At 74.4% G+C, this 12759-nt stretch carries 12 protein-coding genes and 2 pseudogenes; 9 read left to right on the top strand and 5 right to left on the bottom strand.

All coding sequences use genetic code 11. The features are described from left to right. Position 1: 1 nt before the first annotated feature. Positions 2–397, top strand: a complete 396-nt coding sequence (locus tag WMF34_RS10520; protein ID WP_012234645.1) for a hypothetical protein — start codon at positions 2–4, stop codon at positions 395–397. A gap of 154 nt (positions 398–551) precedes the next feature. On the opposite strand, the pseudogene WMF34_RS10515 reads toward WMF34_RS10520, so the two are convergent. The 4 genes and pseudogenes from WMF34_RS10515 to WMF34_RS10500 all read right to left on the bottom strand — a co-directional run. Then, positions 552–763 (bottom strand): annotated as a pseudogene (locus WMF34_RS10515) (adenylosuccinate synthetase); the annotation flags it as partial. A 234-nt stretch (positions 764–997) separates the two neighbouring features. Beyond that, positions 998–1561, bottom strand: a complete 564-nt coding sequence (locus tag WMF34_RS10510; protein WP_437993193.1) for a hypothetical protein — start codon at positions 1559–1561, stop codon at positions 998–1000. A gap of 37 nt (positions 1562–1598) precedes the next feature. Beyond that, positions 1599–2372 carry a hypothetical protein gene (locus WMF34_RS10505; RefSeq protein ID WP_157906594.1) on the bottom strand — a complete coding sequence of 258 codons (774 nt, stop codon included), beginning with the start codon at positions 2370–2372 and terminating at the stop codon, positions 1599–1601. Positions 2373–2479: 107 nt separating this feature from the next. Next, positions 2480–4588 (bottom strand): hypothetical protein, encoded by a 2109-nt coding sequence (locus WMF34_RS10500; protein WP_437993192.1) that lies wholly within the window; start codon positions 4586–4588, stop codon positions 2480–2482. A 62-nt stretch (positions 4589–4650) separates the two neighbouring features. Between WMF34_RS10500 and WMF34_RS10495 the strand changes: the two genes are divergently transcribed. From WMF34_RS10495 to WMF34_RS10485, 3 genes are all read left to right on the top strand, one after another. Continuing rightward, a complete protein-coding gene (locus WMF34_RS10495) occupies positions 4651–5178 on the top strand; it encodes a tetratricopeptide repeat protein (protein ID WP_437993191.1) in 528 nt (175 codons plus the stop codon). A gap of 50 nt (positions 5179–5228) precedes the next feature. Then, positions 5229–6626, top strand: coding sequence for a Si-specific NAD(P)(+) transhydrogenase (sthA, locus tag WMF34_RS10490; RefSeq protein WP_012234639.1), 1398 nt, complete (start codon positions 5229–5231; stop codon positions 6624–6626). Between the two features lie 151 nt (positions 6627–6777). Next, complete coding sequence (locus tag WMF34_RS10485; RefSeq protein WP_012234638.1) at positions 6778–7422, top strand: Uma2 family endonuclease; 645 nt, start codon at positions 6778–6780, stop codon at positions 7420–7422. Between the two features lie 74 nt (positions 7423–7496). Here the strand turns inward: WMF34_RS10485 and WMF34_RS10480 are convergent, their stop codons facing one another. After that, positions 7497–8444 carry a hypothetical protein gene (locus WMF34_RS10480; RefSeq protein ID WP_012234637.1) on the bottom strand — a complete coding sequence of 316 codons (948 nt, stop codon included), beginning with the start codon at positions 8442–8444 and terminating at the stop codon, positions 7497–7499. A 378-nt stretch (positions 8445–8822) separates the two neighbouring features. On the opposite strand from WMF34_RS10480, the gene WMF34_RS10475 reads away from it, so the two are divergent. The 5 genes and pseudogenes from WMF34_RS10475 (at position 8823) to WMF34_RS10455 (ending at position 12759) form a co-directional block, all read left to right on the top strand. Continuing rightward, positions 8823–9584, top strand: coding sequence for an SDR family NAD(P)-dependent oxidoreductase (locus tag WMF34_RS10475; RefSeq protein ID WP_012234636.1), 762 nt, complete (start codon positions 8823–8825; stop codon positions 9582–9584). After that, positions 9581–10006 carry a RidA family protein gene (locus WMF34_RS10470; RefSeq protein ID WP_012234635.1) on the top strand — a complete coding sequence of 142 codons (426 nt, stop codon included), beginning with the start codon at positions 9581–9583 and terminating at the stop codon, positions 10004–10006. Before WMF34_RS10475 ends, WMF34_RS10470 begins: the two co-directional genes overlap by 4 nt. 32 nt (positions 10007–10038) lie before the next feature. Then, a complete protein-coding gene (locus WMF34_RS10465) occupies positions 10039–10581 on the top strand; it encodes a MarR family winged helix-turn-helix transcriptional regulator (RefSeq protein WP_012234634.1) in 543 nt (180 codons plus the stop codon). Continuing rightward, positions 10535–11509, top strand: a pseudogene (locus WMF34_RS10460) (enoyl-CoA hydratase family protein); the annotation flags it as partial. The gene WMF34_RS10465 and the pseudogene WMF34_RS10460, both read left to right, overlap by 47 nt. Further along, the gene (locus tag WMF34_RS10455) at positions 11506–12759 is read left to right on the top strand and encodes an acyl-CoA dehydrogenase family protein (protein ID WP_437993190.1); all 1254 of its coding nucleotides are present in this window, start codon (positions 11506–11508) and stop codon (positions 12757–12759) included. The pseudogene WMF34_RS10460 and the gene WMF34_RS10455, both read left to right, overlap by 4 nt.

Genomic DNA, 12759 nt, shown 5'->3' with positions numbered 1-12759 from the left:
GATGTGCAAGACGGTCGATGAGATCCTGGCTGAATTCACCAGTCACTATGGCCCCGAGGAGGTCTGGGTTCTCTCGCTATCCGATGCCGAGATCGTCGAGCGACTGCGGGCCACGGGGCATCAGTCATGCACCACATTCGCCGACTATCTCGAGTCGCTGTTCGCTCGGGAGCATGTAGACCCAGCGTCGATCAAGCGCGAGCTGGAGGAGCATGTGCGCAGCAGCCCCGGCAGCCGTGAGAGCTGGCCAGATCGCAATGACCGGACCGCCAGCGGCCTCGATGCATGGGTCGCCTATCATCTGGCCAATGGTCGGTCCATCGCTCGGCGCTTGATCCTCGATTGGGTCAAGCAGGAGCGCTATTTCTCGAGCGTGGCCCCCTCCGATCCAGAATGAGCTACCGCGGGCTACGGCTGCGTTAAGCCGTCATCGACGGACAAGCGCCGGCCGCGTGCCCGCGGGCACCCCACACCCGCCCGCGCCGCCCCCAGCGAGGAACTTCTCGGCGGCGGGGCGCCCGCGCAGGCCGCGCGTCCTCAGCGCTGCCGCATCATGCGAACGCGTTGTGCCGCACGGTGTTCGCGTCGCGATCCGCGCCGACCGAGACGACGTCGACCTGCACGCCCGTCTCCTCTTCTCGACCATCTCCACGTAGTGCCGCGCCGCCGCAGGCAGCTCGGTCATCGACCGCGCGCCGTCGACCGGCTCGCTCCCCTTGGCGACCAAGTCCAGCACCGGCTTCGCCGTCGCGATCTCGTCGACCCTCCGCGCGTGACCTCCGATCCGGCGGGGCGCAACGTGAAAGAACGCGAGGAGGAGGATGGCGAGCGCGGCGACGACAGCCATGACACCCCCTGGTCGCACCCTACCGGGGCACGACTTCGCCGGTCAACCGGCGTCCGCGGCGCCAATGCGCGTCGCGCGCCCGGTCCTCGCCTGCCCCCTGCCCGCCTGAATGGCTCTCCCGTCGCGTCCGGAGAGACGCTCGCGCGCCCCTCAGCGCCAGGCGACGTCTCGGCTCTGCTGCGCGGGGAACGGGTTCGGCCACACCGGCAGGAGCGACTGCCGGTAGACGGTGAGGCGCAGCAGGTCGATGCCCGCGATGGCGGCGAACGCCATCGCCTTGTCGGTCCCGTAGCTCCCCTGGAGCGAGAGGCTGATGCCGAGCGGCGCCCCCAGCGTGAGCGCGCCGGCCACGCCCGTGGAACCTGCGCCCCAGAAGCGGCGGTAGCCGCCCGCGTCGAGGGCGAGGCCCAGCTGGCCAGCCTGGAAGCCGCGCGTCGCGACCCGGGCGAGCAGCGCGAGATCGATGCCGCTGTCGAGGATCGGCGTCGCGCGCATCAGGCCGCCGACGATGACGGGCGCGTCGGGCGTGGTCCCGACGCCGACGTCGCACGACAGCGCGCCGTCGAAGACGAGATCGCTTTCTCCCTGCTTCCAGCCGATCGCGCCGGCGCCCACGAAGGTCCACGCGGAGGCGTCCGCGCGCGAAGGCGAGGACCAAGCGAGCGGGGCGAGCAAGGCCCCGACGGCGGCGAGGCAGGCGATGGGCGAGCGCACGCGAGCGAGCTAGCACGAAGCGCCGAGCGGGGATAGGTCAGCGCACGGGGCCGCGCCGCGCGACGATGTGCCGCGCCACGAGCGCGGCCACCTCCGGGTCGAAGAGGAGCGTGTTGTGCCCCCGCCCCTCCATCACCCGCACCTCGCCGCCCGGCAGCGCGTGCGCGATGGGCGAGCGGACCAGCGTGTCGGCCCCCGCGACGATCGACAGGTGCGGGACGCTCGACCGCGCCGTCCCAAGGAGGACGCGCCGGAGCACCGGGCTCGACGCGTCGAGATCGCGCGCGCCGCCGAAGCCGAGCAGCCCTGCGCGCGGGATGCCGCCGAACGGGCTCGCCATGGAGATGGTCTGCACGACGCGCGGATCGCCGACCTCCTGCGCGAAGAAGCGGCACACGATGCCGCCCATGCTGTGGCCGACGAGGTGCAAGCGCGCCCCGTCCGGGAGCGCCGCGACGAGCGCCGCGAGGCGCGCCGACAGCGCCTCGACGCCGGGCCCCGGCGCGTAGGACATCGTCGCCGTGTGGACCGACCACGGCGGTTCGGCGCGCGCCGGGTCCGTCCGACCGCGCGCCCGCGAGGCGCGAGACATCGCGGCGTGGCGCTCGATCGCCGTGCGCAGCGGCCGGAGGACGCCGGCGGAGGCGAAGAGCCCGTGGAGGATGACCACCACCTCGTCGCCGTCGCGCGCCCCGTCGGGGATCACCGGCGCGAGGGTGTCGTACGGCAGGAGGACCGCCTGCCTCGCGAACGAGGCCACCTCCCTGCCAGCTGTCGCCGCGAAGGCCGACGCACGGAACCACCTCGCCACGTGGTGGCTCTTACCATGGATCCGTCGCGCGACGTCCTCGTGGCTCGCGACGCGCTGTGTCGCGGGCGCGCGCCGCGAGGATGCAGCGCGGGCGGCAAGGAGGTCGATCACGGCCGCAGCAGCCAGATATGGAAGCTGCGGAACGTCCCCCGGAGCGCGCGGATCCGGACGAGGTCCCCCGGCGCGACGTCGCGCAGCGGCACCCGGATCTCGGACCAGCGGTCCAGAGGGCGCTCCGGCACCTCGACGCGCGCCTCGTCCGCGGCGCGCTCGACCGCGCGCGCCTCGTCCGCGACGCGCTCGACCGCCACGCCGATCGCGATCGGGCCGCCCCCGTCGGTGCGCAGCGCGAGCACGGCGGGCCCGCGGGCGCTCGCGGCGGCCGCTCCGATCGGAGCGGCCCCGCTGGCCGCTCCGATCGCGAACGACTGCTCGCGCCCCTCGGGGATGATCCTGCCGGCGTCGAACCGCGGCGCTCCGCCGCCATCGCTCCCGTCGCGCAGCACGGCGCCGACGACCCAGCCGCCGCGCGGCGACGGGAACGCGTAGCCGTGCGCCCGCTCGTCGACCAGGTCGGCGATGTCCACCTCGTCGATGGCCCCGTCGCGGCGCTCCCCCGGCGGCGCGAGCGCCGACCAGTCCGCCTCGTAGATCACCTTCTCGTCCGCGGCGCACATCACGTTGTCCTCGATCTTCACCGCGTCGACGCGCCGGCCGAAGACGTCCGCGAGCCCGCCCCACCACGAGGGGTACAGGGCGAAGACGTCGGGCCGCTCGGCGGCGTCGAGCCGCTCGATCAGCTCGACCACGGCCGGGATCCCGTGCACCGAGGCCCGCGCGAACGGCATCCCCCGGTACCCGCCGAGCCCGAGCCCGTCGATGGCGGGGATCCCCGACAGGTACGGGATCGCGCCCGCGTCGCCGAGCAGCACCCGCCGCGGCGCTCGGTGTTGGCGCGCGCGCGCGGCGAGGCGCCGCGCGACCTCGACCTGCTGCCCGGCGATGTTGGCCGAGGAGCGGGCGAAGTGGTCGATCTGCCGCGCGAACCACGTCGAGGGCGCCGCGAGGGCCGCGAGCGCGAGCGCCGCGGCGACGCCGGCCGCGAGCCGCCCCCGCCGCGCGAGCGCCTCGGTCCCGAGGGCCGCGGCGACGAGCAGCATCGCGAGCGCCGGGGCGGCGTAGCGGAGGTTCTGGTAACGCGCTGTCGCGTTGAGCGCGACGAGGAGCAGCGAGCCGTAGGCGCCGATCAGGAGCGGCACGGCGAGGCGCCGCGTCCGCCGATCGAGCGCCGCGATCGCGCCGAGCAGCGGCAAGAGGAAGGCGTAGGACGGGCCGCCCAGCGCGCTCTCCAGCGCCTGCACCCGCAGCGCGGCGAGGTTCTTGATCACCTCCAGCGCCTTCTCGAGCGGCGCCGGGTACGGGTTCGACAGGATGAGCTTGCGCACCGCCCCCGCCGCGCTCCACTCCCCCGTGAGCGCGCGGTTCGCGGCGGCCTGCGCGGCGAGGAGCAGCGCGGTCGGCAAGGACGCGCGCGCGAGCGACGCCGCCGCGCCCAGCGAGCCCGCCGCGTGGGCCACGGCGACCGCGAGCGGCGCCGCGAGCGCGACGGCCTCGGGCCGCGTCGCGACGAGTAGCGCGGCGAGGAGCCCTGCCCGGAGCTGCTCGGCCGGGCGCTGCGCCGGCGGGGCGAGCTCGGCGCGCCGCACCGCGACGAGCGCCCGGCCCATCACCGCGCCGAGCAGCGCGACCTCCATCCCGGAGAACCAGCTCCAGTCGAGCAGCGGCACGGCCACGATGAAGAGCGGCGCCGCCCAGGCGACCCAGCGGGAGGAGGCGGCGCCGGGCCCGCCGCGCGGCTCGAGGAGCCGCCGGAGCGACCGGCAGAGGTCGAGCAGCGCGGCGCACGCGAGGAGCGCGGCGAAGAGGCCGAGCCACGCGCCGCGAAAGCCGAGCAGGTACCCGGGCGCCAAGGCGAGGGGGTACGCCAGGCTGGTCCCGCCCGAGGAGTAGCCGTTGCCCGGGATCCACGAGAACGGGTGGCCCAGGGCCGCGGCGCGGGCGAACCCGAAGTGGATGTAGACGTCGTCGAGGGGCGCCGGCCAGACGCCGCCCGTCCTGGCGAGCGCGGGCCCGTAGAACGCCGCGGCGGCGCCGAGCACCGGGATCGCGGCGCTCGCGTGCCACAAGAGCAGCCGGATCCGCGGCGGGCGCCTCACCGCCCGGCCGGTACCACGAAGGAGCCCAGGACGGCGCGCCGAATCTGGCTAGACTGCGCGCCATGGTGCTCAGAGCCGTGGTGGACGAATCGATCGACGCCGCCCACTGGGAGGCCGTCGAGGAGGCGGCCGAGCTCCTGCAAGAGGAGCAGGTCCAGGAGGCGCTCGTCGCGCTGCGCGACGTGATCAAGGCCTCCCCGTCGAACCCGTACGCGTACAACCTGCTCGGGCACGCGCTCTACGAGCTCGGCCAGCTCGAGCCGGCGCGCGACGCTTACCGCGCCGCCGTGCGGCTCGCGCCGAGCTTCCTCGGGGCGCGGGTCGGCCTGTCGCACGCGCTCCGTCGCCTCGGCGACACGGAGGGCGCGATCGCGCAGGCGAAGGAGGCGCTCCGCCGGTTCCCGAAGGACGGCGAGGCGATGCACGCGATGGGGCTTTCGTACGCGGCCCGCGGCAACCGCGCGCAAGCGCGGAAGCACCTCCAGGGCTTCCTGGACGCGGGCCCGGAGGTCGAGGCCGCGATGGAGGTGCGGCAGATCCTCGAGATGCTCGGCGTCGGGGACGACGACGAGCCGCTCCAGTTCGAGTAGCCTTCTCCCGGCGCACGCGCGCGCTCGGCGCGCCGGAGGCAAGGAACTCGATGGTGACCACCCCGCACTTCGATCTCATCATCCTCGGCACGGGGCCGGGCGGCGAAGGCGCCGCCATGACGGCCGCGAAGCACGGCAAATCGGTCGCGGCGATCGAGCGCTACACGCGGGTCGGCGGGGGCTGCACCCACTGGGGGACGATCCCCAGCAAGGCGCTGCGCCGCGCGATTTACCACATGAACCTGATCAACCAGAGCCCCATCTACAAGCGGATGGATGTGGTTCCGGAGTACCCGTTCGCCGAGCTCCTCGCGACCGCGAACCGCGTCATCGACGAGCAGGTCGATCTGCGGGAGAGCTTCTACGACCGGAACCGCGTCCAGCTCGTCCCGGGGCAGGCCAGGTTCGTCGATCCGCACACGATCGAGGTGGAGGGCGACGGCGGCCAGCGCCGGCGGTACACGGCCGACAGCTTCGTCATCGCGACCGGCTCGCGCCCGTACCGGCCGGCCGACATCGACTTCAGCCACCCGCGCGTCTTCGACAGCGACACGCTGCTGCGCATGGATCACACCCCCCGGAGCATCACCATCTTCGGGGCGGGCGTCATCGGCTGCGAGTACGCGTCGATGCTGCGCAACATGCAGGTCGCCGTGAACCTCGTGAACACGCGCTCCCATCTCTTGGAGTTCCTCGACGACGAGATCACCGACGCGCTCGGGTACCACTTCTGCGACAAGGGGATCCGCGTCCTGAACGGCGAGGAGCACGAGGCGGTCGAGGCCACGAAGGAGGGCGTCGTGCTCTCCCTGAAGAGCGGGAAGAAGCTCCGGAGCGAGGTCTTCCTCTGGGCCAACGGGAGGTCGGGCAACACGGCCGATCTCGGCCTGGAGAGCGTCGGCATCACGCCGAACAAGCGCGGTCAGATCGAGGTGAGCGAGACCTTCCAGACGAGCCAGCCGCACATCTACGCGGTCGGCGACGTGGTCGGCTTCCCGGCGCTCGCGAGCGCGAGCTACGACCAGGGCCGGTACGCGGCCAGCCACATCTGCGGCCACGCCGACGACAAGCTGGTCCGGGACATCCCCACGGGCATCTACACGACGCCCGAGATCTCGTCGCTGGGCAAGAGCGAGCGGGAGCTCACGGCGGAGAAGGTGCCCTACGAGGTGGGGAAGTCGACGTTCAAGACGCTCGCGCGCGCGCAGATCACGGGCCAGCAGGTCGGGATGCTGAAGCTGATCTTCCACCGCGAGACGCTCGCGCTGCTCGGCATCCACTGCTTCGGCGAGAACGCCGCGGAGATCATCCACATCGGGCAGGCGATCATGTCGCAACCCGCGCCGCACAACACGATCCGGTACTTCGTGAACACGACGTTCAACTACCCCACCATGGCCGAGGCCTACCGCGTCGCGGCGCTCGACGGGCTGGGGCGCGTGTTCTGAAGGCGCGGCTCCCGGGCCCGCCCCTGGCAGCGTCCGGCGAGGCCGTGGCGCGCGTCAGGGCCGTCCAGCGGGGAAGCGGTGCGCGGGCGCTCGGATCGGCGGTTGCCAGGGCGCAGCCCGGCGGTGATACTCCCCGGAGGAGCACGCTGTCATGGCCGCCGCTGCACCCCTCCTCGCCTCCCCTGCCGGCGCCGCCGACGCTGTCGCGGCGGACGGCTCGGAAGACCAGCTCTTCGTCGTTCATGACGTCTCGTGGGAGCAGTACGAGGCCATCCTGGCCGCCCTCGGCGACCGGGCTGGCGTGCGGGTGACGTACTGCGAGGGAGTGCTGGAGCTGATGAGCCCGGGCGGACCGCACGAGGGGCGGAAGACGATCCTGGCCCGCCTCGTCGAGGCCTACGCGGAGGAGGCGGAGTTGCCGCTCAGCGGGTACGGCAGCATGACCGTCCGCAAGAGGCTCGCGCAGCGGGGGGTGGAGCCGGATGAGTGCTATGTGCTCGGGACGGTCGAGGACGGGGAGATCCCGGAGCTCGCGATCGAGATCATCGAGAAGAGCGGGACGATCAACAAGCTCTCCGTCTATGCGGGGCTCGGCGTGCCCGAGGTCTGGTTCCTGAAGAAGGGGAAGCTCTCCATCCACCTCCTCGGCCCGGATGGCTACGCCGAGACGGAGCGAAGCCGGTTCTTGCCGGGGCTCGACACCGCGGAGCTGACGGAGTTCATGGTGCGCAAGGGTGACCAGACGACGGTCGTGCGCGCGTGGCGAGCGATGCTCCGGAACCGCGGCCGACGGTGAGCGCGATCCGCTGAGCGTCGAGGCGCCGCCCCCGCCGCTACCCCCGCGCCGCTCGCCTCCCCCGCGCCACTCGCCTACCCCCCGCCGCTCGCCCGCGCCGCGCACGCCGCGGCGATCGCCTCCGACCCCGCCTCTCGCGCCACGATCTCGCACGCGCGCCACGCCGCGAGCCGCTCCGGCCCCGCGGCGCCCCGCGGCGCCGCCGCGACCCGCGCCTCGACCGAGCGCGCGAAGGCGTCCAGCGCCGCCTCGTCCCCGCGCTCCGACAGGAGCCCGCCCAGCGTGAGCGCCGCGTGCGCGACCTGCCGCTCCGCGCCCGGGTACATCTCCTCCGCGAGCGCCTCGACGAGCGCCGGGACGTCGCGGCGCGCCGCGGCCTCGCGTGCCCGCACCTCGGGCGCCGCGGCCTCGGCCCCTGCGACGCCGAGGCGCCGCTCCAGGTAGCCGACCACCGAGCGGGCGACGCGCTGGAACGAGGCGAGCCCGTCGGTCGGCGCCTCGAGCACGCCGCCCCCGGCGCGCGCGCCCGCGACGTCGAGGTCGAGCACGATGACGAGATCCTCCCGCTCCCCGATGACCAGGAGGTCGCGCGCCCAGTCGAGCGAGCGCTCCTCCGCGAGCCACGCCGTCGCCCGCGCGACGTCGCCGCGCGGCAGGAGGAGCGTGCCGTCCGGGAGCGCGATGCCGTCCGCCGCCGCGTAGAGCGCCGCGAGATCCGGCGGCTCGGCCAGCGCGAGGGACCACGCGCCCGCCCCTGCCGCCGGAGGCCGCGCCTCCACGCCGGCGCATGCGAGCAGCGCGGCGACGCGCGACGCCAGCGCGCCGGCCGCGCTCACGGCGCCCGCCGGCGGCTGCAGCGGCAAGCCCCTCGCCACGGCGTGCATCTCGGTGCCGCGAGGCGGCGCGAACGTGTCGCCAGTGCCATCCGGGTCGATGCTCTCGGTCATGTAAACGCTCTTCGCCGCGAAACCGTCGCGGGGCGCGACGCACAGGCGCGCAGCGTAGTGGATCGGATCGACCACGTCGACGATCGACTGCGCGAGCGAGATCGCGGGGTGGATCTCGTGCTCCGCGCCCCGGCGAGGCCGGAGTAGCGGAGTAGCCGTCGAGCCGGACCATGCCGCCCTCGCGGCGCAGATCGTTCGGCCACGGCCGCTCTGATCTTCGTCACATGCTCTCCACCGACCACGTTCCAGACGACGACGCGCAGCGTACGGCGCGCGCGGCGAGCGCCAGACGAGCGAGGAGCGAGGAGATCAAGGAGAGCGAGGAAAACGGGGCCGATCGCGCATTCCGTCGCGAGGTGGCCGACTCCGACCTCAGCGAGCGGGCGCCGCGGCGCGCGCCGACGAGGGTGACTTCGGCCTGTGCTTCATATATATATGATTTAGGTGCTCCGGATGTCCCTGGAAGGCAGGATCGCGCTCGTCACGGGTGGGGGTCGCGGCATCGGCCGGGCGATCGCCGAGCGGCTCGCGCAGGCAGGCGCGCGCGTCGCCGTCGCAGGCCGCACGCAGGCCGAGATCGAGGAGACGGCGGCGGCCGTCGGGGGCGTCGCCGTCCGGCTCGACGTCGGCGATCGCGAGGGCGCGCCGCCGGCGATCGCCGCGCTCGAAGCCCAGCTCGGGCGCATCGACGTGCTCGTCAACAACGCGGGCGTCGCCGAGAGCGCGCCGTTCGACAGGACCAGCGACGCGCTCTGGGACCGCATGCTCGCGGTCAACGTGACCGGCGCCTTCGCGCTCTGCCGCGCCCTGATCCCGAAGATGATCGCGCGCGGCTTCGGGCGCGTCGTCAACGTCGCCTCGACCGCCGGGCTCGTCGGGTGCGCCTACTCGACCGCGTACTGCGCGTCGAAGCACGCCATGGTCGGCATGACCCGCGCCATCGCGCTGGAGATCGCCCGGACGCCGGTGACCATCAACTGCGTCTGCCCCGGGTGGGTGAACACGAGGATGGCGGACGAGGCGATCTCCCGCATCGCCGAGAAGACCGGGCGGGGCGAGGACGCGGCGCGGCGGTCGCTCGAGTCGATGTCGCCCCAGGGCAGGATGGTCGAGCCCGCCGAGGTCGCGCTCGTCGTGGCGATGCTCTGCAGCGACGAGGCGCGCAGCATCCATGGCCAGGCGATCCCGGTCGACGGGGGGCAGGTGATGCGGTGAACGGCGATCTCGAGATCGTGCAGCCGGCCGGGTGGCCTGCGCCGCGAGGCTACGTCAACGGCGTCGTGACGAGCGGCAGGACGCTGCACATCGCGGGGCAGATCGGGTGGGACCCGGCGTCCGGGCGGTTCCGGAGCGACGATCTGGCCGAGCAGTTCGCCCAGGCGCTCGACAACGTGCTCGCGATCGTCGCGGCCGCCGGCGGGGAGCCGGGCGACGTCGCGCGCATGACCGTCTACGTGACCGATCTCGAGGCGTACAGGGGCTCGCTCCGCGCGATCGGCGCCGCGTGGCGGGCGCGGTTCGGCAAGCATTTCCCCGCGATGGCCCTGCTCGGCGTCGCGGGGCTCGTCGAGCGGCGCGCGCTCGTGGAGATCGAGGCCGTCGCGGCGCTCGACGCGCGCGGCGGGGGCGGCCCGTGAGGCGCGGGGCGCCGGCGAGGCGGCCGCTCGCCGTGGTCCCCCCGCCGGAGAGCGCGCGCGGCGACCAGGCCGCCGTGCGCGCCTGGGTGCGCATCCTCGCGGTCCACAAGCGCGCGCTCGCGGCCATCCGGGAGGACCTGGAGCACGAGATGACGCTCCCGCGCTTCGATCTCCTCGCGAACCTCGTGCGCAGCGACGGGCAGACGCTCGCGTCGCTCTCCCGCAGCATGCTCGTCACGGCGGGCAACCTCACCGGGCTCGTCGATCGCGCGGCGCGCGACGGCATGGTCGAGCGGCGGGCCGACCCGAGCGACCGCCGCGCGTGGCGGGTGCACCTGACCGCCAAGGGGCAGCGCGCGTTCCGCGACGCCGAGCGGCGGCACGCCGCGCGCGTGGCGAAGGTGTTCTCCGGGCTGAGCCCGGCCGAGCTCTCCACGCTGACGCGGCTGCTCGACAAGCTGCGCACCACGCTCCGCGAGCCGGACATGCCCGTCCCGTCGCGCCCCGGCAGCGCCCGCGCGCACGCCGAGCGGAGCGCGCGGAGCCCCCCGCGGCGCACGCGGACGAAGCCCTGATCGCGCGACGCTCGCGTCCGGCGCCCGCCGGACCCAGGAGATGCCCATGACCCTCACACCCCGCTCCTTCCATCTCGAGCTCAGCCGCGGCGTCGCGGAGATCACGCTGAGCCGCCCCGACCGCCTGAACGCCCTCACCTTCGAGGTCTACGGCGAGCTCACGGCCACGTTCCGCTCACTCGAGCGCTCGGCCGCGCGCGCGGTCGTGCTCACCGGAGCGGGGCGCGGCTTCTGCTCGGGCGGCGACGTGGAGGGGATCATCGCCGAGCTGCTCGCGCGCGACGCGCGGGGGCTGCTCGAGTTCACCCGCGCGACCGGCGCGCTGATCCAGAGCATCTGCGAGCTCCGGCGCCCGGTCATCGCCGCCATCAACGGGGTCGCCGTCGGCGCCGGCGCGGTGATCGCCGCCGCCTGCGACCTGCGCATCGCCGCGGCGAGCGCCCGCTTCGGGTTCATCTTCCCCAAGGTCGGCCTGTCCGGCGCCGACATGGGCGCCTCGTACCTCCTGCCGCGCATCGTCGGCCAGGGGCGCGCCGCCGAGCTGCTCTTCTTCGGCGATCTCATCGGCGCCGACGAGGCGCTCCGCATCGGCCTCGTGAACCGCGTCGTCGCCGACAGCGACGCGCTGGGCGTGGCGCGCGGCTGGGCCGAGCGCCTCGCGCGCGGGCCGGCGTTCGCGCACGCGATCACCAAGCAGATGCTCGAGAGCGAGCGCACGATGCCCCTCGCCGCCGCGATCGAGGCCGAGGCGCAGGCGCAGGCCATCTGCATGGCCCACCCCGACTTCCGCGAGGCCCACGAGGCGAACAGGGCGAAGCGCCCGCCGCGCTTCGAGGGCGCCGACCTGGGCGACGCGCCGGCCGCGCCCGGCGACGCCGACGCGCCCCCCACCCCGCGGTCCACCGGCCAGGAGACGCCCCGCGTATGAGCGGGCTCGCGCTCTCCTCCGCCGAGCTCCCCGTCTTCTTCGAGGAGCGCCACGCCGCGCTCGCCGCGCGGCTGACGCCCGAGGCGCTCGCGCCGCTCGCGCGGCTCGCCAAGACGCACGACGCCGCCGCGGTGGCGCGCGGCATGGGCGAGCCGCTCGGGCTCTACGCGCACCTCGTCCCCGAGGCGCTCGGCGGCGCGCCGAGCGGCAGCGGCCGCCCCGCGGACGCGGCCGCCGTCGACGTGCGCTCGCTGGTCCTCATCCGCGAGGCGCTCGGCCAGGTCGCCCCGCTCGCCGACGCGATCTTCGCGGTGCAAGGGCTCGGCTCGTACCCGATCGTGCTGGCCGGCAGCGACGCGCAGCGCCGCGCGATCTTGCCCGACGTGCTCTCGGGGCGGCGCATCGGGGCCTTCGCGCTGACCGAGCCCGAGGCGGGCAGCGACGTCGCCTCGCTGAGGACCGAGGCGCGCCGCGATGGCGACGGGTGGGTCCTCGACGGCGAGAAGGTGCTGATCTCGAACGTGCCGCTCGCGCACCACCTCGTGGTCTTCGCCCGCACGGGCGCGCCGCCGCGCGACGGCGGGCGCGCCGCGATCACGGCGTTCCTCGTCGACAGCGGCGCAGAGGGCGTCGCCTCGGAGCCGCTCCCGATGTCGGTCCCGCACCCGATCGGCCGGCTCCGCTTCGAGCGCTGCCGCGTGCCGGACAGCGCGCGGCTCGGCGAGGTGGGCGGCGGCTTCAAGCTCGCGATGCAGACGCTCGACGCCTTCCGGATCTCGGTCGGCGCGGCGGCGAACGGGATGGCGGCGCGCGCCCTCCGCGAGGCGATCGCGCACGTCACGCGGCGGAGGCAGTTCGGGGCGCCCCTGTCCGAGCAGCAGATGGTGCGCGCGTACCTCGCCGAGATGGCGACCGAGCTCGACGCGGCCCGCCTGCTCGTCGCCCGCGCGGCCCACAAGCGCGACACGGCGGCGGCCGGCGCGGCGGCGCGCGTCTCGACCGAGGCGGCCATGGCGAAGATGTTCGCCACCGAAGCGGCGCAGCGGATCATCGACCGCGCGGTCCAGCTCCACGGCGGCATGGGGGTCATCGAGGGGACCGAGGTCGAGCGGCTGTACCGCGAGATCCGGCCGCTGCGCATCTACGAGGGGACGACGGAGATCCAGAAGCTCATCATCGCGAAGGGCATCCTCGAGCGCGCCGCTGCGGAGCCCCCGGCCGACGAGCGCGCTCGCGACGGGGCGCGGTAG

The sequence above is a fragment of the Sorangium sp. So ce145 genome, from assembly GCF_051525985.1.
Taxonomy (GTDB): domain Bacteria; phylum Myxococcota_A; class Polyangia; order Polyangiales; family Polyangiaceae; genus Sorangium; species Sorangium cellulosum_B.
This window is presented reverse-complemented; position numbering and strand designations above follow the sequence as displayed.